Origin of the sequence: Bradyrhizobium sp. NBAIM14, from assembly GCF_020193895.1 — a bacterium.
GTDB classification, from domain to species: domain Bacteria; phylum Pseudomonadota; class Alphaproteobacteria; order Rhizobiales; family Xanthobacteraceae; genus Bradyrhizobium; species Bradyrhizobium yuanmingense.
In genome coordinates this window covers 318663-340396 of sequence record NZ_JADYVQ010000005.1, presented here as the reverse complement: position 1 = coordinate 340396, position 21734 = coordinate 318663, and the positions used below count along the sequence as shown (strand labels likewise).

At 63.4% G+C, this 21734-nt stretch carries 22 protein-coding genes; 8 read left to right on the top strand and 14 right to left on the bottom strand.

The features are described 5' to 3' along the window. Window positions 1–18 precede the first annotated feature (18 nt). From I6F28_RS15990 to I6F28_RS15970, 5 genes are all read right to left on the bottom strand, one after another. On the bottom strand, window positions 19–597 hold the full coding sequence (locus I6F28_RS15990) for a cupin domain-containing protein (protein WP_225140298.1): 579 nt from the start codon (window positions 595–597) through the stop codon (window positions 19–21). 75 nt (window positions 598–672) lie between these two features. Further along, window positions 673–2157, bottom strand: a complete 1485-nt coding sequence (locus I6F28_RS37765) for an enoyl-CoA hydratase-related protein (RefSeq protein ID WP_225126007.1) — start codon at window positions 2155–2157, stop codon at window positions 673–675. A 129-nt stretch (window positions 2158–2286) separates the two neighbouring features. Beyond that, a complete protein-coding gene (locus I6F28_RS15980; RefSeq protein ID WP_225140297.1) occupies window positions 2287–3600 on the bottom strand; it encodes an epoxide hydrolase family protein in 1314 nt (437 codons plus the stop codon). A gap of 173 nt (window positions 3601–3773) precedes the next feature. Continuing rightward, window positions 3774–6518 carry an ATP-binding protein gene (locus I6F28_RS15975; protein ID WP_225140296.1) on the bottom strand — a complete coding sequence of 915 codons (2745 nt, stop codon included), beginning with the start codon at window positions 6516–6518 and terminating at the stop codon, window positions 3774–3776. A 305-nt stretch (window positions 6519–6823) separates the two neighbouring features. After that, window positions 6824–7567: a hypothetical protein gene (locus I6F28_RS15970; protein ID WP_036022789.1), complete on the bottom strand. Its 744-nt coding sequence runs from the start codon at window positions 7565–7567 to the stop codon at window positions 6824–6826. 245 nt (window positions 7568–7812) lie between these two features. On the opposite strand from I6F28_RS15970, the gene I6F28_RS15965 reads away from it, so the two are divergent. Together I6F28_RS15965 and I6F28_RS15960 are read left to right on the top strand one after the other, a co-directional pair. After that, complete coding sequence (locus I6F28_RS15965) at window positions 7813–8901, top strand: alpha/beta fold hydrolase (protein WP_225140295.1); 1089 nt, start codon at window positions 7813–7815, stop codon at window positions 8899–8901. Between the two features lie 126 nt (window positions 8902–9027). Further along, window positions 9028–9924, top strand: coding sequence for an alpha/beta fold hydrolase (locus I6F28_RS15960; RefSeq protein ID WP_225140294.1), 897 nt, complete (start codon window positions 9028–9030; stop codon window positions 9922–9924). 97 nt (window positions 9925–10021) lie between these two features. On the opposite strand, the gene I6F28_RS15955 is transcribed toward I6F28_RS15960, so the two are convergent. Beyond that, window positions 10022–10726 carry a hypothetical protein gene (locus tag I6F28_RS15955; RefSeq protein WP_225140293.1) on the bottom strand — a complete coding sequence of 235 codons (705 nt, stop codon included), beginning with the start codon at window positions 10724–10726 and terminating at the stop codon, window positions 10022–10024. A gap of 303 nt (window positions 10727–11029) precedes the next feature. Between I6F28_RS15955 and I6F28_RS15950 the strand changes: the two genes are divergently transcribed. Next, a complete protein-coding gene (locus tag I6F28_RS15950; RefSeq protein WP_036022783.1) occupies window positions 11030–11482 on the top strand; it encodes a hypothetical protein in 453 nt (150 codons plus the stop codon). Between the two features lie 102 nt (window positions 11483–11584). Here the strand turns inward: I6F28_RS15950 and I6F28_RS15945 are convergent, their stop codons facing one another. From I6F28_RS15945 to I6F28_RS15935, 3 genes are all read right to left on the bottom strand, one after another. After that, window positions 11585–12406 carry a tetratricopeptide repeat protein gene (locus I6F28_RS15945; RefSeq protein ID WP_225140292.1) on the bottom strand — a complete coding sequence of 274 codons (822 nt, stop codon included), beginning with the start codon at window positions 12404–12406 and terminating at the stop codon, window positions 11585–11587. Between the two features lie 69 nt (window positions 12407–12475). Further along, entirely contained in the window at window positions 12476–13177 is a 702-nt protein-coding gene (locus tag I6F28_RS15940) for a GrlR family regulatory protein (protein WP_225140362.1), read from the bottom strand. 194 nt (window positions 13178–13371) lie between these two features. After that, window positions 13372–14406 (bottom strand): glutamine synthetase beta-grasp domain-containing protein, encoded by a 1035-nt coding sequence (locus I6F28_RS15935; RefSeq protein ID WP_036000382.1) that lies wholly within the window; start codon window positions 14404–14406, stop codon window positions 13372–13374. Window positions 14407–14945: 539 nt separating this feature from the next. Between I6F28_RS15935 and I6F28_RS15930 the strand changes: the two genes are divergently transcribed. Further along, complete coding sequence (locus tag I6F28_RS15930; RefSeq protein ID WP_036022780.1) at window positions 14946–15149, top strand: DUF2735 domain-containing protein; 204 nt, start codon at window positions 14946–14948, stop codon at window positions 15147–15149. 110 nt (window positions 15150–15259) lie between these two features. On the opposite strand, the gene I6F28_RS15925 is transcribed toward I6F28_RS15930, so the two are convergent. Then, the gene (locus I6F28_RS15925) at window positions 15260–15586 is read right to left on the bottom strand and encodes an MliC family protein (protein ID WP_036000389.1); all 327 of its coding nucleotides are present in this window, start codon (window positions 15584–15586) and stop codon (window positions 15260–15262) included. Window positions 15587–15672: 86 nt separating this feature from the next. Here I6F28_RS15925 and I6F28_RS15920 point away from each other — a divergent pair, with 86 nt between their 5' ends. From I6F28_RS15920 to I6F28_RS15905, 4 genes are all read left to right on the top strand, one after another. Then, complete coding sequence (locus I6F28_RS15920; protein WP_036000457.1) at window positions 15673–16416, top strand: tyrosine-protein phosphatase; 744 nt, start codon at window positions 15673–15675, stop codon at window positions 16414–16416. Between the two features lie 24 nt (window positions 16417–16440). Continuing rightward, the gene (locus tag I6F28_RS15915; RefSeq protein ID WP_036033877.1) at window positions 16441–17121 is read left to right on the top strand and encodes an SDR family oxidoreductase; all 681 of its coding nucleotides are present in this window, start codon (window positions 16441–16443) and stop codon (window positions 17119–17121) included. 98 nt (window positions 17122–17219) lie between these two features. Further along, window positions 17220–17906: a DUF2161 domain-containing phosphodiesterase gene (locus tag I6F28_RS15910; RefSeq protein ID WP_057029000.1), complete on the top strand. Its 687-nt coding sequence runs from the start codon at window positions 17220–17222 to the stop codon at window positions 17904–17906. Window positions 17907–18001: 95 nt separating this feature from the next. Further along, the gene (locus I6F28_RS15905) at window positions 18002–18301 is read left to right on the top strand and encodes a hypothetical protein (RefSeq protein ID WP_036000395.1); all 300 of its coding nucleotides are present in this window, start codon (window positions 18002–18004) and stop codon (window positions 18299–18301) included. An 80-nt stretch (window positions 18302–18381) separates the two neighbouring features. Here I6F28_RS15905 and I6F28_RS15900 read toward each other — a convergent pair whose 3' ends face one another. The 4 genes from I6F28_RS15900 to kynA form a co-directional block, all read right to left on the bottom strand. Beyond that, window positions 18382–18987: a GNAT family N-acetyltransferase gene (locus tag I6F28_RS15900; RefSeq protein ID WP_109143965.1), complete on the bottom strand. Its 606-nt coding sequence runs from the start codon at window positions 18985–18987 to the stop codon at window positions 18382–18384. A 151-nt stretch (window positions 18988–19138) separates the two neighbouring features. Further along, complete coding sequence (locus tag I6F28_RS15895; protein WP_036000401.1) at window positions 19139–19537, bottom strand: PaaI family thioesterase; 399 nt, start codon at window positions 19535–19537, stop codon at window positions 19139–19141. A 140-nt stretch (window positions 19538–19677) separates the two neighbouring features. After that, window positions 19678–20880, bottom strand: a complete 1203-nt coding sequence (kynU, locus tag I6F28_RS15890) for a kynureninase (protein WP_225133067.1) — start codon at window positions 20878–20880, stop codon at window positions 19678–19680. An 8-nt stretch (window positions 20881–20888) separates the two neighbouring features. Continuing rightward, window positions 20889–21728 carry a tryptophan 2,3-dioxygenase gene (gene kynA, locus I6F28_RS15885; RefSeq protein ID WP_225140291.1) on the bottom strand — a complete coding sequence of 280 codons (840 nt, stop codon included), beginning with the start codon at window positions 21726–21728 and terminating at the stop codon, window positions 20889–20891. Window positions 21729–21734: the final 6 nt, after the last annotated feature.

Here is a 21734-nt window from a genome sequence, read left to right as displayed (position 1 = left end):
GGTCATGCGACAACCCGCTCATTCAATCCGTTCCCTGCTGACGAACAGTCGTCGCGGATCGATGACTGCAGTATGACGGAACTGCTTATCGATGTGATAGGCGAATTCACCCGAAGCGGAGTTGCTGTGGTCGCAGAGACGACCATTGCTCCTCTCGCTTCCGATTGCGGCCCCCGCACTGCCGCGCGGATCATCTCGCGAGTCGTGATACTCGAGGCCGAGCGGACCGAGCGCCGAGACCTGCGTGACGTACTCACCTGATTTCGCCCAGTGGAAATGCCAGGTCTCGCCCGGGAGGACAATGACGCTCCCAGGTGGATAGGCCTTGAGCTTGTCGTCATCGAAGGCTTCTCCAAGGCCGATATAGAAGACCCCGGATATGACCGTGTAGATCCGGTCCTCCGGATGCTTGTGCGGCATAAGCTTCGTTCCGCGCGGTACTTTAACCCAAATTAGGTACGGCCCCGGTTCGGCGGGGTGACCAACCATAACAGCTAGACGTGCGCCCGCTGGAAACGCCGGGAACGGCTCCCACGTAATTTCTTCCGGCAGAATCGCTCGGAATGTATCCTCATCCAATTGATGCTCGAGGATCATAACCTCTCCTCTGCTAGCGAAGACCTGAGAGGGGGCCGCCTCGGGGCAGCCCCTTGTCGCGGATTCTCCGGATGGTTAGTTGTTCAGCCGGCCGACGTGATATCCGAGCCGGTTCTCAACATCGCCCGGCCGATGGAAGCCACGATCGAGCAGGATCTTGATTCGGCTCTGGCTGGCCGGACGCTGGACCGACGCGAGGAAAGCGTCCCATTCGGGCGCGATGTCCGCATCCGACGGCAGGCTCGCGACGTTGACCAGCCGCTTTGTCTCGGCGATCGCTTGCTTGTCGAAGGAGGCGATTCGTCTGGCCAGGGCGTCAACGAAGCCGTCGAGTTCTGCGTCCGTCAGCGATCGATTGACGTAACCGTAGCGTTCCGCAAGATCCCCGCTGATGTCATCGGCGCCTAGCAGCACCTCAAGGGCACGACCCCGGCCGATCAAGCGCGGGAGCCGCGCCATTGGGCCGCCGCCCGGCACGAGGCCAGCGCCGACTTCCCATTGCGACAGGATCGCATTTTCGCGGCTCGCAAAGCGCATGTCGCTTGCCAGCGCCAGTTCGCTGCCAACGCCGGTGGCGCGGCCACGGACCATGGCGATTGACGCGACCGGCGCGCGACTCAGACGGACCAGCAGGTCAGGTAGCGCCTGCAGTCCGGTGGCCCCCGGCGGAATCTTCGTCGACTCCTCCAGCGGGGCGAAGAAATTGTAGTGCGTCAGGAAGAAGCCCTCGACTGCGCTGTCGAACACGACCACCTTGACCTGCGGGTCGGTCTCGATCGCCGTGATGATTTCGTTGAGCTGCGGAATGTTCTCGGGCCCAAAGATATTCAGCGGCGGAAGGTCGAAGGTGACGCGCCAGTAAGATGGCGTGCGGCGTTGCAGCCTGATGCCGCGGGTGGCTGCAGGCTTCAGGAGCTTGAGCAGCGCCTCGGCGCCGGCCTTTGACGAGGCTGGATTCTGGCCGGTGACGAGCCTTCCGTCGGTGATGACAAAGCTCTGCCAGTCCGGCGCCTTTTCAAATAGCCCGCCCAGCCGCCTCAATTCGTCTTCGACAAGGAACGGCACGACCTTCGTCAACCCAACCGCTTCTTCCTCACTGTTGGTGAATCCGGCCACGCGCTTGCCCTTCACGATCGGCTCGCCGTTGTATGTGACGTGCCGGAGCACGCCCGGCGCATGGCAGACGGCCGCCACCGGCTTGCCGGCGTTGTAGAAGGCTTCGATCAGCGCGACGGAATCCGGATCCTCGGCGAGGTCCCACATAGGGCCGTGACCACCCGGATAGAATACCGCATCAAAGTCTGCGGGCTTCATCTGCGACAGCTTGCGCGTATTGGCAAGAACCGCCTGCGCTGCGGGATCCTGCTTGAATCGCCTGGTCAGGTCGGTCTGACCTTCCGGCGTATCGCTGACGGGATCGAGCGGCGGCTGACCGCCCCGGGGCGAAGCTACGGTGATGTCCGCGCCGGCATCAAGGAAGGTGAAGTAGGGCGCCGCAAATTCCTCGAGCCAGAAACCGGTCTTGCGGCCGGTGTTACCGAGTTGATCGTGCGAAGTCATGACCATCAGGATTCTCATTGGAAACTCCCATTGTCGGCGCCATCAGGTGAACACGCCGTGTTTGGTTTGAGTGGCAAGGGGCGTCAGGTGCTGATGGGGGCGCGCAATATCCTCGCGCGCCTCCATTTTTCAGGACGATTGACGCAAAGAGCGGAACGAGGCGCGCATCTCCGCGCTGAACAGCTCGGGCTGCTCCCAGGCGGCGAAGTGTCCGCCGCGATCAAGCCGGTTGAAATGGATCAGCTTGGGATAGGCACGTTCCGTCCAACTCCGTGGGGCGGCGTAGATCTCGTCCGGGAACACGCTCACTGCGACCGGAATAGTGACATTCTTCGGCTGGAAGAACTGAAGCTTGTTCTCCCAATAAAGTCGCGCCGATGACATTGCCGTGTTCGTCACCCAGTACAGCGTTATGTTGTCGAGGATGTCGTCCTGCGTGAGCCCGGCGGTCTCGCCGCCGAAGACTCGGGCAATAAGCTGATGGCTGCGTGTATCGTGGTCGAGGATCCATGCTGCGAGGCCGACCGGCGAATCCGTGATGCCGTACAGCGTCTGCGGCCGGTTGGCCATTTCGATAGCGTAGCCGAGGCCGTGTTTGTAGAAGAAGTCGAGCTGGTTCCACGCGTTCTGCTCTTCGCCGGAGAGACCTGACGGCTGCTTCCCACCGGCCTGGAGCGAAGCCGCAACGTCGTCAGGAACAGTTGCAGGCATGTTGGTGTGGATGCCAACAAGTTCGGGTGCGCCGAGAAGCGCCATCTGTTCGGTGATGGCGTTGCCCCAGTCGCCGCCTTGCGCGACGAACCGCATGTAGCCGAGCCGCTTCATCAACACGATCCAGGCGCGCGCGATGCGCTGCGGATCCCAGCCGGTGGTCTCGGGCTTGCCGGAAAACCCGTAGCCGGGGATCGACGGGATCACCACGTCAAAAGCATCCGACGCTGCCGCCCCGTGGGCAAGGGGATTAACCAGGCGATCAACGATCTTCAGCTGTTCGATGATCGAGCCGGGCCAGCCATGCGTTACGATCAGCGGCAGCGCATTGTCGTGCCGGGACCGAACGTGAATGAAGTGGATGTCAATCCCGTCAATCTCGGTGATGAATTGCGGCAGTGCATTGAGCCGTGCTTCCACCTTGCGCCAGTCGTAGTCCGTCTGCCAGTACTGGACCAGCTTCTTGACGGTCGCGAGCTGCACGCCCTGACTGTCGTCAGTCACGGTCTCCTTCTCCGGCCACCGCGTCGCGCCGAGGCGGTGACGAAGGTCGATCAAAGTGGCCTCGGGAACATGGACGTGGAAGGGGCGGATTTCGCCAGCGGTCTTGCCCGAGGCGGGCTGCAACGGCAGAAGGCTGACGGCTCCCGCGGCGACGATGCCCATGGCGGCGGTACCCAGCAGTTGGCGGCGATCCTGGTCGATCGTTTCGGAAGTGGACTGCGCGATCATTTTAATCTCCTTGGTTTGCGGGCCGTCGATATGGCCGGCCAGGCGGTTCGTGACGCCGCCACACTTGCGCAGAACCTGGGAGATTGCTCGTTAGGTGATGTAAAAGCGCGTTATGCTCCGCTGGGCCGCTTGCTTGCCTCGCGATAACGCGAAGCGTCGCCCACCGAGAATGATCAGGACTGGAGCAGGCCGCGAGCCGACTGCAAATCGGCTGTCTCAAGCCCCTCACTGAAGCGAGCCAACGTCTGGGCTAAAGCCGTCAGCGCGGATTTCTTGCCCTGTTTGCCGGAAAGCACGACCAGCGTAATCTCGGAGCGCAGCCGCCAGGACAACGCGCCTTGCGTCTCGGCGAGTTCAATGGATGATTTGAGGCTCTGCCTCGCGCCGTCTTCGTCGCCGCCCTGGGCCTTCAGCTTGCCGCGAAGCCGGAGCAACTCCGGCATATCAAAAATCTCACCGCCGGCGGATGTACGGGACATCGAGTTGTCGAGCGCTTCAAGCGCTTCCTCAACCCGCCCTAGCCGGCCTAGCCCTTGCGCTAGGTCGGCGCTGAACCCGGATGCGTAGAGTTCGTAGCGGTCGGCGTGCAGGCGGGGCAGCACGTCGTGGAGAAGATCGACGCCGTCCTTCACGTCGCCGCGGGCTACCATCACCTGACCACGGAATCCGTCGGCCACGGCCTGATACGGAACGAAGCCGTGCATCAAGGCGTGTTCGCTCAGGCGCGCGGTCAATTTTTCCACGCTCGCCCAATCGCCGACCCAGCCAAATACTGATGCAGCCCAGCACAGCGCGATGCTGTACATCACAACGTCTTTTGGCGCGGCATCATTGGTGACCGCACGGGCGAGTTCCACCGCTTGATCAGGAAATCCCCGCAACCACAATGTTCGCGCCAGCGGAATGCGTGGCGTGCGCGCAAAGGCGAAGTGGCTGGGACCGGCAACGCGCAGCGCGATGTCGTTTTGCATGGCCTTTTCGAGGTGATGCTGCGCAAGGATCTGATTGCCGGCCAAATGATGGGAAACGCCGAGCAGGACGCTTGCTCCGGCAAGTCCTGCGGGATCGCCGATCTCGCGTGCCACTTCCTCGGCCGCCTCCGCGGACGGTACCAGGCGGTCGCATTCGCCGGTTCGCCGGTAGAACATGTTGAGGCGCGACAGCAGCCGGAATTGGTTGGGTCGATCCGACAATTTCCTTGCGACGGAGAGCCCTCGTAGCAGCGCGGCCTCGGCCTGCTCGCTGTTGCGCTCTGTGAACATGGCTGCGTGACCGAGCGCCGATTGCAGTTCGATTTCCCAGATTCCGCCGCGGTTGGTGTCGTCGAGCGCTCCGAGGGCGCGTTGCGCCACCCGGCTGCACTCGTTGAGCAGGTTCAGTTCGACGAGCAGCGGAGCACTAGCGCCGCTCAAGGGAACGCGCAATTCTGCCGCACCTTCATCCGAATAGGCCCATGACAGCGCGGCACGCACGTCGCCGAGCAGTTCGGAGCGCGCCGGCAGGCCTAGGGCATTTCCGTTCGACCCGCTACGGACCAGCGCGCTCATCACGTATTCCGCGTGCCGTCGCGCGATGGTATTGGCCTCGCCGCTTTCGCTGAGCCTTTTCAGCGCGTAGGTCCGGGTGGTGTCAAGCAACCGATACCGCATCGACGATTTGATTGGCCTGGCTGACAGCAGGGACTTGGCGACGAGTTGCCCGATCATGTCGATGACCTGCTCGTCTTCGGGCTCAGCTCCGGCAACCGCTATTGCAGCTTCCAGGGTGAACGCCCCGGCGAACACGGCAAGCCGCCGAAGCGCCAGCCGTTCGGCGTCGGTGATGAGATTGTAGCTCCAGTCCAGCATTGCGCTCAGCGTCTGGTGGCGCGGCGGTGCCGTACGACGCCCCCGCCATTCCAGTTTCAGCCGACCGTCCAGCAGCGCATCGATCTCGCGCAGGCCGTGCGCGCCGAGGCGAACGGCCGCGAGCTCGATGGCGAGCGCGATGCCGTCGAGTTTCTCGCAGATGCCGGCGAGGAGCCGCATATTGTCGGGACTCATCTCCACGCTGTATCCGGCCGCCGTCGCTCGTTCCGTAAAGAGCCGGACCGCCGGATAGGCCAGCATCTCCTCCGATGTGAGCGCCTGGTCCGCGGGGGGGGTTGCGAGCGGCGGCAACTCGACGATCTGCTCTCCCTGAACCAGCAAGGATTCTCGGCTGGTGGCAAGAATGCTGGTGCCAGGCGCCTGCAGATAGATGGCTTCGGCGAGCCGTGCGGCATGTTCGATGACGTGCTCGCAGCTGTCGAGAATGAGCACGACGCGCCGGCCGCCCAGGAATTGCACGATACTTGAGGTCGGGTCCGCGGTTTGCACGACCAGATTGAGCGCCGAAGCGACGGTGCTTGGAACAAGCTCGCCTTCCTTCAGGGGCCCAAGATCGACGAAGCGCACTTCCTGCGCGCGGCCCGACAATGCGTGGGCAACCGCAAGCGCAACCGTCGTCTTCCCGATGCCGCCAGGTCCCCGCAGCGTAATGAACTGCTCGGCGAGTAATCGCTCCGAGAGGCGCTGAACCACATCTTCCCGTCCGATCGTGCGGGTCAGCAGCAGCGGAAACGACGGTTCGCCCGAGACCATTGCCGCCGGCTTCGGGGCATCCTGCGCCGGCTGGCGCTGTTCGATGGTCGCAACGAAGCAGTATCCCCGATTGGGTACGTTGGTGATGAAGCGCGCACCGTCCTTGCCGTCGCCGAGCACCCTTCGGATCTCTGCGATGTGGACGCGGAGACTGGCCTCGTCCACCGTCAGGTTCGGCCAGGCGTGCGCCAACAACTCGTCCTTGTGAATAATGTCTCCCGCACGACCAACCAGCAGGCACAGAATGTCGAGCGCGCGGCTACCGATCTTGACGGGACCCTGATCTTTTTCGAGCAATCGGGATTTTTCGTAAAGACAAAACCGGCCGAATCTTACGCCCAGGGAATCAGGCTCGCTCGCGCGAGATGGCTGTGCGCCTCTGTGCTTTGCTGGGAGGCTGGAAGGCATCGCCCGCTACTTCGACAATCGTCGCGATGCAATCCGCGGCGCGCGCGTTGCTTCGTTGCCGTTTATTTCGCGCATTTCACAACTATTCCGGGAAAATTAGCAGTACTGCGGTCGAGGCCAATGAGGAAGCATGTCGCGGGCGGAGCTTCAAATCAATACACAGTTAGGTCATGGGAGATGCGCCCAATATAGGGTCACGATCCGGCATTCGACTCGGCCGGGCTGAAACGAACCACAGATAGATCTATGCCGACCATCAGATCTTCCGGGATCGGCTTCAAATCACGGTCGCGCAGATAGGCGCGCTGCCTGGTCGGAATCGTGATGCCGTCGATCACGACCGGCTCGGAGAAGTATTGGGCGGCAGGAAAATTGCCGGCGATCTGCACGTGATAGTCGTGGCGCCTGATCAGCATGTCGGGTCCGAAATAGAAGTCCTGCTCGAGGCTGTGGCTGGCTAGCCTCTCCGGAAACACGGCCCGCAATCCGCGCCAGATTTCCGCGCCTTCGCGCCATGGTTCGATCTCGCGCAGCGTGAAGCCGCGCATCGTGAGCAGGAATGGCACGGTCAGGCAAGTCCAGAGCGCGTAGCCGCCGAAATAGGCCCGGTGCAGTAGATCCCAGGCGGTACGCATGTCGTGGCCATCGAACGATGCGCGCGGGTTCCTGCGCTCGGCGATTGTCCTGCTGCCGCCGGACAGGATCGCGACGCGGTCGGGGGTGAAGTCACTCCGTTGTCCAGGTTTGCCGATATCGTCGACAGACGCCCATTGCCGGTGCAGATCGACATGCACCGTCCTTGGAAGGCCACTCTGGTGCACGCATTTCAGGTCCCAGAGTTCGCCCGTGATGACGAACGATGCGCTGAGACGGCCGTGCGCCCGCCAGCGGCTTTCGCCACCATGAGCTTCGATCGCTTCGGCCAGGAGCGGAATCATGTCTAATTCTCCCCGTTTCAACTAGGCCATGGTGCCGCCGCCTACGCGCGCGGCGCGAGTTCATAGATGTAAAGCGATGTTAATGGCCGCCCGCGGAAGGCTGGACCGGCATGCGAACCGCCGGAATGGCGCCGTTTCGCGCCAAATAACATCAGTTAACGGGCGGAAATCGCCGTGTCGTTGCACAGTGAGCTCGCAACCAAGCTCGACCGAAAGCTGGACGGGCCAACGACAGGAAAATTACCATGTCAGACAAGATCGACGTTCAGCGCCGCAACTTCTTCGGCACCGCCGCGATGACGCTCGCCACGGCTCAATTTGCTCTGGCCGGCACCTCGCAGGCTGGCCTTACCAAGCTGACCGCCGCAGCCGATGCGGATCTCAACCGGACGAAATCGGGCAGCCTACCAGCGATCAAGCCGGGCACGAATACGGCTTTCTCTGCCCTCAAGCAGATCGATGCTGGCCTGCTCAATGTCGGCTATGTGGAGACCGGCCCGACAAATGGACCCGCGGTCCTGCTGCTGCACGGCTGGCCCTATGACATCTACAGCTTCATCGATGTCGCGCCGCTGCTCGCCGGCTCCGGCTATCGCGTGATCATCCCGTATCTTCGCGGCTACGGATCGACGCGGTTTCTCTCCCCGACATCCTTTCGCAACGGTCAGCCTTCGGCGATTGCGCTAGACATGATCGCTTTACTCGATGCGCTTAGGATTGAGAAGGCTGTTGTCGCCGGCTTCGACTGGGGCGCGCGGACCGCCAACATCATGGCGGCGCTGTGGCCGGAACGCTGCAAGGCGATGGTATCTGTGAGCGGGTATCTGATCGGCAGCCAGCAGGCCGGCAAGATGCCGCTGCCGCCGAAAGCGGAATTGCAATGGTGGTACCAGTTCTATTTCGCCACCGAGCGCGGCCAGCTCGGCTATGACAAGTATCGCCGGGAATTCTCCAGGCTGATCTGGCAGCTGGCGTCGCCGAAGTGGAATTTCGACGATGCCACTTTCGAGCGCAGCGCGAGCGCCTTCGACAATCCGGATCATGTCGCGATTGTCATTCACAATTACCGCTGGCGGCAGGCGCTTGCCGATGGCGAGGCTAGATACGAGGACATCGAAGCGAAACTCGCGCAGGGTCCTGCCATCGCCGTGCCTACAATCACCATGGAAGGCGACGCCAACGGCGCGCCGCACCCGGAGCCGGCCGCCTACGCCAAAAAATTCTCTGGCAAGTACGAGCATCGGACCATCTCGGGCGGCATTGGGCACAATCTGCCCCAGGAGGCGCCGCGCGCATTCGCAGAGGCGATCATCGATGTCGATGGCGAAGCCTGATCCCGTCGAGCGAACGAGGAGAATGTGACCATGCGCAAGACAAGTGTTCTGGCGGCACTCGCCCTCATCGCGTTGCTCATGCTGATCCAATTCAGCCCGCCGTTTCTCTATGGTTAGGAGATCGGTATGAGCGTGCGGGCAACAAATCGCGATCTGCGTTCGACACGACAGTCGATCGCCTATCGCAGCATCGAGATCGACGGCCTCGAGATCTTCTACAGGGAGGCAGGGTCGGTCGATGCGCCGACCGTGCTGCTGCTGCACGGCTTTCCATCCTCATCGCGGATGTGGGAGCCGTTGCTGCCGCTCCTTGCCGATCGATATCACCTGATTGCGCCTGATTATCCCGGCTTCGGTCACAGCAGCGCGCCGCCGACATCCGATTTCACCTATACGTTCGACCGGCTCGCGCAGATCATGGACACGTTTGTGACGAAGCTCGGCCTCGCCAAGTATGTCCTGTTCGTTCAGGACTATGGCGGGCCCGTCGGCTTCCGCCTAGCGCTCGCTCATCCCGAACGGGTGCGCAGCATCGTTGTCCAGAACGCGGTGTCGCATGAGCAGGGTTTGAGTTCGCTGTGGGACGCCCGCCGCAGGTACTGGGCCGATCCGGCCGGCGAACTCGATAACCTCAAGGCCAATTTCACCTCGCTGGAGGCAACCCGGCTGCGGCATGTCGGGACCAGCCCGCATCCCGAGCGGTATGATCCGGATAGCTGGACCGACGAGCACGCGTTTCTCTCCCGTCCGGGTCAGGCGGATATTCAGGCGAAATTGTTCCTGGACTATCGCAGCAACGTCGCATCCTATCCGCGCTGGCAGAAATGGCTTCGCGAAGTTCAGCCACCGATGCTAGTGGTCTGGGGAAAGTACGATCCTTCGTTCACCGTGGCGGGGGCAACTGCGTACGTCGACGATGTGCCTGACGCGGAGGTCCACCTGCTTGAAGCAGGTCATTTCGCGTTGGACGAGGCGACCGATAAGGTCGCCGAACTGGTTCGGCGCTTTCTTGCTAATTGCTAGGTGTGGTTGGTTAATGGCGCCTATGGCCCAATGCGGACATCCAGATGCGCGACTTGATTGTCGCCTCCGGAGCAGACGCGACAGAACGATCGGCGCCCTACGCTCTTCGCATCAGCTTGAGCGACGCCGTCAGCCGCAGGCTCCGCTTTCCCGCGAGCGCGATGCCTTCGAGCTCGCCGCTGTCTTCCGTGCAGGTCCCGGAGAAGCCGATGCCGACCTCGAGGCCGCCGAACACCGGGTTCTCGCCTTTCGCCGGCGTGTGCTCCTGGTTCAGCATCTCGCCCTTCCAGCGGCCGTCCGCCGAGGAATAGGCGCCGAGATAGTAGAAGAACGCATCGCCGCCGAGGATGCGCCCGTCGATCAGCAGCATCACGCCGGACAGTCCAGCATCGACGCCGTCGAGAGCGCGCAAGCCCATCCCATAGAGCCCGTTGGCGATGCCGCCCGGTCCGACCGTTCCGCTCGGCGGCAAGCCTTCGTCGTCGAGGCGCGTGAGATTGGCCCAGAACCTGGCGCCGGGCATGGTGTCCGCGCCGCCCTCGAGACGGATCTGGTTGCCGTAGAGCCGGCCACGCGCTCCGATCGAGGCGACGTCGGCGCCCATCAGCGGCTTGTAGCTGGGGTCGAGGTTGTGCCGCTCGGTGATGACCTGGGCGATGATCTCGCCGTCGCGCTCGACATAGGTACCGAGATGCGCGAAGCCAGAATTGCCGCCCAGCATCCTTCCGTCGTGCAGGCACATGATGCTGCAGCCGAACCCATCGTTGACGCCGTATTCAACCTTGTAGAGCCCGTCCAGCAACGTCTTGAACCTGCAAATCGAAAATGAATTGCGGGCTACCTAGCACCGACGCCACAGCGAAGCCATCGGCTTTTGCGCGCATCGCCACCCCGGGGACCTCCGCCCGCCGTGATGCCATTATGCCCCTGTTTTGCCCGACGGGTCAAAACTTCACTTCGTAAAACCCGCAGTCAACGATTTCAGGGACTTGGCTACTGTGCATGGGGTCGTTTTGGAGGTTTGTTTGCCGGCCTCCGAAAAAAGCTCCTCGGCCGACCGGTGCCAGGCTCGAACCTGCCCCCACGGACGCACGACCAATCGCGCATGGACACGCAATCAGCCGAAGACGAGCTCAGCGCGATCATCGCCGGCGCCGCGAAGCAGCCGCTGCTCGATGCCGCCTACGCGCTCTGGCGCCAACGCTACCGTCTGGAGGCCATCGCGGGCCGCCCCACCGCCGAAGAGGTGCGGGTCAATCGCACCTTCTCGCCGGAGGAATTCATCATCCAGTACCGCCATGAACGCGCCCACGCCCATGAAGGGCCGATGTTCGGCTATGTGAAGCGCGCTCATCCGCGCGCCGACGATCAGGCGATCCGGCAAGCCATCATCACGGCGGTCAAATTCGAAGACGCCTACAACAAGCACTTCGACTGGAACGGCGATTTCGAGGATTGCGTGGCGCGCGCGGTGAAACAGGCCGCGCGGAAATATCCGCATTATCTCGAGACCACCTACCGCGATGCCCGCAACGATCTCGCCTACTACATGAAGTGAACTAGAGCATGATCCGGAAAAGTGTGAAGCGGTTTTCCGAAAAGATCATGCTCAAACAATAGGCTAAAGCGCGATGACGATTCATCCTGATCGCATCGCGCTTTAGAAGCACAGCGTGGTGACCAGCCTGCCCTGCTTGTCCTTGATCGCATAGGGACAGCGAATGCGCTCCAGCGCCTTCTTGGCATCCTCGTCGCCGAGCGCGGCGGCGCGCTCGTAGTAGGCCTTTGCGGCGTCCTTGTCCTTCGCACCGCCGCGCCCCTCCTGCGCGAAGGCGCCCATCCGCTCCAGCGCGCCGGGATGGTTTTGCGCCGCCGCCTTCTCGAACAGCGCGCGCGCCGCGACATCGTCCTTTGCGCCGCCATCGCCTTCAGACAACATCAGGCCGAGCTGGTACTGCGCTTCCGCATTGGTCTCGGCGGCTTTGCCGAGCAGCGCACGGGCTTGGGCGGGATCGGCCGGCGCGGCGCCACCTGCGCCACCGAGCGCTGCGAGATTGCTGACGCCGCGCGGGTTGCCGGCCTGCGCCGCCTTCTCGAAAAGCTTACGCGCCTGCGCCTCGTCCTTGGCGACGCCCGAGCCGGTGGCGTAGGTAACACCGAGCTCGACCATGGCCGCACTGGATCCCTTGTCGGCCGCCTTGCGCCAGGCCGCGATCGCCTCCGTGGTCTGCCGGTTCGCCGCGTAAGCGCGCCCGAGCTCGAACATCGCGCGGCGCGAGGCGTTTGCCGCCTGCTTGCAGAACTTGACCGCGGTCGCGATGTCGGCGGAAGCGATCTCCGCGACGCCCTTCACGTCGCCCGGCTTGTCGGGATCGCTGGGATCGGCGGCAAGACGGTCGCACAACACGAGATCGGCTGATTGCGCCTGTGCCGTCAGGGGCGCGGCGAGCGCAAAGAGCATGGCAAGGAGGAAAGTCCGCATGATCGTCACGTTGCGTCTGTGGCCCGGCAAATTCAAGGCTCAAGTCGGTTCGCGTCTGCGATGGGTGGCTCAGGCGCGATGCATCAGCTTGAGCGCTGCGGTCAGGCGCAAGCTCCGCTTGCCGGCCAGCGCGGTTGCCTCCAGCACCGCCTGCTCCGCGTCATAGCTGCCGGAGAAGCCGATGCCGACCTCGTGGCCGCCGAAGATCGGATCGTCCTTGGCCGGCGTGTGCTCCTGGTTGAGGATCTGGCCCTTCCAGCGTCCCTTCGCGGCGGTGTAGCTGCCAAGGTAGTAGAAAGCCGCATCGCCGCCGAGGATGCGGCCCTGGTTGAGCAGCATCACCCCGGTGAGTCCGCCGTCGAGGCCGTCGAGCATGCGCAAATGGATGGAGTAGAGACCGTCGCTGATGCCGTCTTCGCCGACGCCGCCGGCGATCGGCACCTCCTCGTCAGTGATCGGCGTCATCAGCGACTGAAACGGCACGCCCGGCAACTCCTTGAGCTCGCCCTTGAAGCGATAGAGATCGCCGTCGGCCCAGCCCTTCGCGATCAGGGTTGCATCGTCGGTGCCTGCCATGGCGCGGTAGCTCGGATCGGGATTATGGCGGACGGTCTTGATCACGATGTCGACGCCCCTGTCGGTCTTCTCATAGGTGCCGATATGGGCGAAGGCCGAATTGCCGCCGAGCATCTTGCCGTCGCCGGCATGCATCACGCTGCGGCCGACGGTATCGCCGAGCTGAAATCTGACTTTGTAGAAGCCTTCAATCACCAGCCGTGTCCCCGGCCCTGCGCGCATCCGGATGCACTCTATCCCGCTTTCGGCGGCGATGGACAAGTTTCGCGGCGCCCGGGTCGGCAGGCACAGGAACGGTTGTCATCAAAATGCAAAAATCCGCCGGAGCCTTCGCTCCGGCGGATTGAATGCCAACCCGGGCCAGCCCCCCAGCCCGGGCCGGGAGGATCTTAGGCCGCGGCCTTCTTGTCGGTCGGCACGGACGAGATCGTCTTCAGGATCTGCGAAGCGATCTGGTAGGGGTCGCCTTGCGAGTTCGGACGGCGGTCTTCCAGATAGCCCTTGTAGCCGTTGTTGACGAAGGAGTGCGGAACGCGGATCGAAGCGCCGCGGTCGGCAACGCCGTAGCTGAACTTGTTCCACGGCGCAGTCTCGTGCTTGCCGGTCAGACGCTTGTCGTTGTCCGGGCCGTAGACGGCGATGTGGTCCATCAGGTTCTTCTCGAAGGCGGCCATCAGCGCCTCGAAATACTCCTTGCCGCCGACTTCGCGCATATAGGCGGTCGAGAAGTTGGCGTGCATGCCCGAGCCGTTCCAGTCGGTGTCGCCGAGCGGCTTGCAGTGGAATTCGATGTCGATGCCGTACTTCTCGGTGAGGCGCAGCATCAGGTAGCGGGCCATCCACATCTGGTCGGCAGCGGTCTTGGAGCCCTTGCCGAAGATCTGGAATTCCCACTGGCCCTTGGCGACTTCCGCGTTGATGCCTTCATGGTTGATGCCGGCAGCCAAGCACAGGTCGAGATGCTCTTCGACGATCTTGCGGGCGACGTCGCCGACGTTCGAGTAGCCGACGCCGGTGTAGTACGGGCCTTGCGGCGCCGGATAGCCGGCGGTCGGGAAGCCGAGCGGACGGCCGTCCTTGTAGAAGAAGTATTCCTGCTCGAAGCCGAACCAGGCGCCGGAATCGTCCAGGATGGTGGCGCGCTTGTTGGACGGATGCGGGGTCTTGCCATCGGGCATCATGACTTCGCACATCACCAGCACGCCGTTGGTGCGCGCACCGTCCGGAAACACCGCGACCGGCTTCAGCACGCAATCGGAGCTGTGGCCTTCGGCCTGCTGGGTGGAGGAGCCGTCGAAGCCCCAGAGCGGAAGCTGCTCGAGCGTCGGGAACGACGCGAATTCCTTGATCTGAGTTTTGCCGCGCAAGTTCGGAGTCGGCGTATATCCGTCGAGCCAGATGTACTCGAGCTTGTACTTGGTCATTGAGCCTCTCTGTAGATGATGCGAAAGGTTGGGGGCCCGGGAGGGCCCCCGCACGTTTGTACCCGGCCATCATCGGCCAGCCTTTCCCAAGCATTTCGCGTGCCAAAAGGCCGCAGTACGGGCGGTTTTCCACCGCTTCCGGCTCCTCTTCGCCACAGACGGGCCCTCCACGGCACCGTGCGTCATAGCCGCGCACCTTGGCCCGAAGCTGCGCTGCAAAAATCCGGCGGAAAACGCCCGATTTAGAAGCAGCGGACGCCGACCGCGCATTGCCGATGAAACGCGCATCAACGTCCGGTAACTTTCGCAAACTCCCCCACCCCTCCTCAGCAACCTTCGGAATGGCCCACGCGTTGGTCAGCGGTAGCGTGCCTTGGAGGATGCAGAAGGCTTCCTGCCTACAAATTGAGCGGAAACTGATTTCCTTTTCAGCACTTTCCAATCGGGGATGAGCGGCCGATATGGGGATTCCAGTAACCACAATCGAACGAGTCGGGCGCACCATGGAGGCCAAGGCGCTTCGACCAAGGAGAATCGCAATGATGAACAATGGTCTGAGTCACGGATCTGCAAAGATCTACCAATTCCCCGTCGGCGGCCGTGCGGCCCTCGCCGGACGCCGCTATGGCGAGACCCGCCTTCCCGCCGATCAGGCTTCGCTGCCCGCGAACGTCTCGATCTGCAGCGACAGCTGGTATCACCAGGATGCGGTCGACGAAGCCAAGCCCAAATGGGAACGCTGATGCCAGCTGCTGGTCTGACAGTGCCGGGCTTTCGCAAGCGGCAGCGGCAGTTTGAAAAAGGGTCGAAACAACGGCGTTTCGGCCCTTTTTGATTCCAGGCGCGCCCGCGCCTAGATCCCGGGCTTGTCGACCACCGCGCAGGCCGTAACCGGCCGCTTCAGGTGTTTGACCGTAGCGGGCCCGGTCTTGGGAATCCTCAGCGTGACTCCCGCCCCCGAATAGCGCATCCCCGAAACCGCCAGCCGCTTGGCGAGCGTAACCGGCTGGCCATCGATCTGGACGAAGGCCCGCTTGTCGTGGTCATAAAAGCCCAGGATGAACTGCGTACCATCGGCGCAGCGGTAGGTGTGGAAGGTCTGCGCATCGGCCTGCCGCGCGCCGACCATTGCGCCCGCCAGCATGCTGACCGTCAAAACAATGGCCTTGTGCCGGCCCATGATCGCCCCCTGTAATAGACCGCAAGGACGCCAAACGTGCATCCGGTGGAACCATAACCCAAGCTGATCCCATGCAAGACTCCTCCCTGAAGGACTCCCCCGCCCGCCATCTCGCCCTTCAGGGTGCGAGCAATTTCCGCGACCTCGGCGGCTACCCGACCATTGATGGCCGCACCACACGCTGGCGGCACATCTTCCGCTCCAACCATCTCGGCCAGCTCACTGCTGCCGACATCGAGGTCGTCCGCGCGCTTGGCGTGCGCAGCGCGTTCGATTTCCGTGGCCTGGAGGAGCGCGCGGCCGGCATCTGCGTCGTGGACGAGATCACGGTGCATTCGCTGCCGATCGAACCGACCGTCGTGGCCGGGCTGCGCGCCGAGCTCGCGAAGGGCACGCTGACCGCGGCCGTGGCGCTCGAGCTCATGCGCGAGTCCTATCGCAATTATGTGCGCCACAACACGCACAGCTTCCGCGCGCTGTTCGGTCATTTGCTGGAAGATCGCGCGCCGCTCGTGATTCACTGCACCGCCGGCAAGGACCGCACCGGCTTCGCCAGCGCGCTGATCCTGCATGCGCTCGGCGTGGCGGACGAGGTCATCGCCGAGGATTATCTCTTGACCAACCGGCACTACAAGCGCGACCCGTCGAACGTCTTCGATCTGCCCGCCGACGTCCTCGACGCGATCGGCAGCGTCGAGGCCTCGTACCTTGCGGCCGCGTTCGAAGCGGTCGGCAGCGAATATGGCGATCTCGAAACCTATTTGCGCGACGGGCTCAAGCTCGGCACGGCAGAGCGAGACGCGCTGAAGACGCGCTATCTGCAAGCATAGGGCGGCTGTGCCGGGAGAACGATCATGCAAGGCAAGATCTTGATCGTGACGGGCGCACGCGGCGCGCTCGGCCAAGTAGTCGCGGAAACGGCGCTGGTACGCGGCGCGCGCGTGGCTGGCATCGATCACGCGTCTTCGCAAACCGCCGCAAGCGCTGACCACATCGACATCGCGGGCGTTGACCTGTCCGACCCAGCGCAGGCGAAAGCGGCCGTCGATGCGGCGGCAAAGCATTTCGGCCGGCTCGACGCATTGATCAACATCGCCGGCGGGTTCGCCTTCGAGACTGTGTGCGATGGCGACATCGCGACGTGGCAGCGCATGCATAAGCTGAACGTGCTGACCGCGCTCAACGCCTCGCGCGCGGCGCTGCCGCACCTTGCCAAGTCCACGGCCGGCCGCATCGTCAATATCGGCGCCATGGGCGCACTGCAGGCCGGCAACGGGATGGGCCCCTATGCCGCGTCGAAAGCCGGCGTGCATCGCCTGACCGAGGCCCTCGCAAACGAGTGGAAGGGCAAGGTTACCGTCAACGCGGTGCTGCCCTCGATCATCGACACCGCGGCCAACCGCGCCGACATGCCGAAAGCCGACTTTTCCAAATGGGTGACGCCCCAGGAGCTCGCCGAAGTCATCCTGTTCCTCGCCAGCGATGCCGCGAGCGGCGTCACGGGCGCCCTGATCCCGGTCGGTGGCCGGGTGTAGTCGCGTTCCGATCAAAACGTTAGAGGCACCGGCTCCGATTCAATCGGGGCCGAGAACGCTCTAGACTGGCTGCAACTGATTCTCTGATCGGACGTCCCTTGGAAACCGCGCTTTACCTGCCCGTCAAACGCTTCCTCGAAGAGCTCGGCTTCACGGTCAAGGGCGAGATCGGTGGTTGCGATCTCGTCGGCCTCAGCGCGGGCGATCCGCCAGTGGTGGTGATCGGCGAGCTCAAGCTTGCCTTTAATCTCGAGCTGATCCTGCAGGCGGTCGATCGCGCGCCGGCCGGTGACGAGGTCTGGATCGCAGCGAAGATGTCCGCGCGGGGCAAGGGACGCGAGAGCGACGCACGCTATCGCAATCTCTGCCGCCGCCTCGGCTTCGGCATGCTCGGCGTGACCGATCGCGGCCAGGTCGAAGTGCTGGTGAAGCCGCCGACCGCGGCGCCGCGCCGCGAGCCGAAGGTGCGCTCGCGTCTCGTCGCCGAGCATCAGCGCCGCCAGGGCGACCCCGTGCTCGGCGGCAGCACCCGCGCACCGATCATGACGGCCTATCGCCAGCAGGCGCTGGCCTGCGCGTCGGCTCTTGCCGAAGGGCCGAAGCCGGTGCGCGAGCTGCGCGAACGCTGCCCCGATGCCGGCAAGATCTTACTTAACAATGTGTATGGCTGGTTCGAACGCACGGAGCGGGGAATCTACCGGCTCACCGAAGCTGGACACGCCGCCCTGAAACGTTGGCCTCAGCAACGGGTGGAGGTCGGCGCAGGTGCTGCGTCACCGCTGTGACACCAAACCGGTGCATAGCTGAGATGCCGCACCGATTTCATATTGCAATGCAACATTGGCGGCACTAGGTATCCCGGCATCAAGATGAGGCCGTTATGAGCGCAGACTGGAATACCAAATATGGCACGCGGCGCGTCCGCCACGATCCCCCGACCCTGGACGAGGCGATCTTCGCCGCTGTCGGCATCACAGACGACCAGGCGCAGCAGGCCGAGATCGCCGCAGCCTTGATGGGGATGCCGCTCGACGTCGTCCAGGCCGAGGTGAAGAAGCAGGCCCGCTCCAACAGCCGCATCACCGCCACCCGCGTGATCGCCGGCGAACAGGGCGCGCAGCGCTCCGTCGTGGTCGAACGCCGCGTCGTCCGCCGCTTCGGCGCCGGCACGCGCAGCTGAGCATTCCTTTCATCGCACCGAACACGAAAGCGGACCGGCCTGGCCGGTCCGCTTTTTGATTCCTGTCCGCAATTTCCCGGTTATGCGGCGCGATTGCCGTACATGCTCGAGATCAGCTTCCAGCACGTGCTGTTGAAGCTGAGAAGCGCGCGCCCGGCCGTGAACGGCGAGGCCGCGAGATCGGCAAGCTCGGCCTCGGGCGTCTTGGCGAGGTCGATCGTGCCGGTCGATTCACCATGGCGGAAAGCCAGATGGGCCCCGAACTTCCTGGCGAGCGCCCGCATCGCATGATTGTCCGCGCCCGTCGTGATGCGCAGCTGCTTGTAGCCCTTCCAGCGGGCCTCTGCGATCAGGCGGCGGAACAGCACGGTCCCGACGCCCTGGCGGCGCGCGGAGGCTTCCACGCTGAAGGCGACCTCCGGCAAGGAACCGTCCTCCGGCGGGTGCAGCTCGGCCGCGCCGCGCACCACGCCTTCGACGATATAGGCAACGATGACGGTGCCGTCCTCGGCACAGCGGGCGGCGTAGCGCTCGATGAAGCTGTCGTCGAGAAAGCCGTTGAAACGGTCGTGCCGGCTGCCGGCATCAAGCCTCAGCAGGTGATCGCGCAGGAGCGGCAATTCTTCCTGCTGGATCAGGGTCCGCACATAGCCGGGAACGGTACGGACGGCGTCTTCAAGTACCACGTCAGAACTCCTCTTGGTGTTCCCTCGAGGAGGCGTTCGAATCCCTAGGCCTCCTATATTGTGCATCGCACCATGATTTTCAAGACGGAGACCTGCCCAAGTTTCGGGCACCGAAGCGACCAATTCGTTAATAAATCAAAGTCCCATGGTTTCACAGGACCAGCTGGGTCTGGGTCACCACCGCAACCAATTTGCCGTCCTCGGTTTCCAATCTGGTGGTCCAGACCTGGGTCCGCCGACCCCTGTGCACCGGGGTGGCGGTGGCGATGACCGTGGCCCCCTCCTTGGCCCCACCGATGAAATTGGTCTTGCTCTCCAGCGTGGTCGTACCCTTGGCGTCCTCGGGCAGATTGATCACGGTCGCTGCCGCGCCGACGGAATCGGCCAGCGCCATCACGGCCCCGCCGTGGATGGTGTGGTGAAGCGTGCAGAGTTCGGGCCGGACCGTCATCCGCGCCACCACGCGGTCCTTCTCCGCCTCGACAAATTCGACGCCCTTGAGTTCGGCGAACGGCATCTTCATCGCTTTAAGTTTCTCGAGCGGCGTCATCGGATCTCCTCCCAACTTCTTGTTGGCTCAACGTGAATTGCTTCAAGCCGCAAAGCAATGACGTCCGAGGTAATGGCGATGCTGACATCGGCGCGCAGAGCCGGGAAGCGCTGCACTGCGTCCGGGGCACGAGACCACCCTCACGTCACTGCATGCACGACCTGATACTCCGGCCGTCGCCACACCTCCCCTGAAATCACCTCTTCGACGATCTCCGCGGCCCGCACGATCTCGCTCTCGCCGATGTACAGCGGCGTGAGGCCGAAGCGCATGATGTCGGGCGCGCGAAAGTCGCCGACGACACCGCGGGCGATCAGGGCCTGCATCGCGGCGTAGCCGCCGGCGAAGGCGAAGGAGACTTGCGAGCCGCGCCGCTCATGGTCGCGCGGCGTCACGAGCTTGAGTTGCGGACAACGGCGCTCGACTTCACCGATCAGGAGATCGCCCAGCGCCAGCGAACGCGCACGAACCTCGGTAATATCGACCTTGTCCCAGATATCGAGCGAGGCCTCCAACGCCGCCATGGCGAGCACCGGCGGGGTGCCGACGCGCATGCGCTCGACGCCGCCCGCGGACGCATAGGCAAGCTCGAAAGCAAACGGTTTTGCGTGGCCCATCCACCCCGACAGCGCGGCGCGCGCGCCGTCGGCATGGCGCGGTGCGACATAGAGGAAGGCCGGCGCGCCGGGGCCGGCGTTGAGATATTTGTAGGTGCACCCCGCGGCGAAATCGGCGCCGCTCCCGGCGAGATCGACCGGCAGCGCGCCGGCGGAATGGGCGAGATCCCAGACCGTGACGATGCCGAGCGCATGCGCTTTCGCTGTCAACTTCGCCATGTCGTGGCGGCGGCCGGTGCGGTAGTCGACCTCGGTGATGTACAGAACGGCGATCTCCTCAGACAATGCGTCCTCGATCTCCTCCGGTGCTACCAGGCGCAATTGATGGCCCCGTCCGAGCGTCGCGATCAGGCCTTCGGCCATGTATAGGTCAGTCGGGAAGTTACCGGTATCCGACAGGATCACCTTGCGCGAGACGCTCATGTCGAGCGCGGCAGCTAGCGCCTGATAGACCTTGAGCGACAGCGTGTCGCCGACCATGACCGAGCCGGCCTCCGCGCCGATCAACCGCGCGATGCGGTCGCCGACATGGCGCGGCTGCACATACCAGCCTGCACTATTCCAGGCGCGGATCAGCTCGTTGCCCCATTCCTCGGTGATCACGCGGTTGACACGCTCGGCAACGCCCAGCGGCAGCGCACCCAGCGAGTTGCCGTCGAGATAGATCACGCCGTCAGGCAAATGGAACAAGGCTCTGGTATCGTCGTAGACGCGAAGCCGGGTCATGGACATCCCTACAGAATCGTACGCACGCGCCAGAGTTCGGGAAACAGTTCGACCTCGAGCATGCGCTTGAGATAGCTGACGCCGCCAGTGCCGCCGGTGCCACGCTTGAAGCCGATGACGCGCTCGACCGTGGTGACGTGGTTGAAGCGCCAGCGCCGGAAATAGTCCTCGAAATCGACCAGCTTCTCGGCCAGTTCGTAGAGCATCCAGTGGGTTTCCGGCGCCTCGTACACGATACGCCAGGCCTGCAGCACGCCTTCGTTGAAGCTGTGGGTTTCGCGAACGTCGCGCGCCAGCACCGCAGCAGGCATGTTGAGCCCGTTGCGGTCGGCAAGCCGCAGCACCTCGTCATAGAGGCTCGGCGTCGCGAGCTCGGCTTCGAGCAGCTTGATCGTCTCCGCATCGTGCGCGTGCGGCTTCAGCATGGCGTGGTTGCGGTTGCCGAGCAGAAATTCGATCAGCCGGTATTGCCGCGACTGGAAGCCCGAGGATTGTCCGAGTTGCGAGCGGAAGCGGGTATACTCGCTGGGCGTCATCGTGCGCAGCACGTCCCAGGCGCCGTTGAGCTGCTCGAAGATACGCGACATCCGGGCCAGCATCTTCATCGCGGGTTGCACCTCATCCCGTGAGATCGCACGGCGCGCAGCGGCGAGCTCGTGGATGGCGAGCCGCATCCACAGTTCCGTGGTCTGATGCTGGATGATGAACAGCATCTCGTCATGCGCCTCCGACAGCGGATGCTGCGCACCGAGGATCGCGTCCAGCGCGAGATAATCACCGTAGGACATGCGCCGGGTGAAATCGGTCTCGGCGCCTTCGCTTGTGGGATCGTAATCGCTGGACGTCATGGCTGG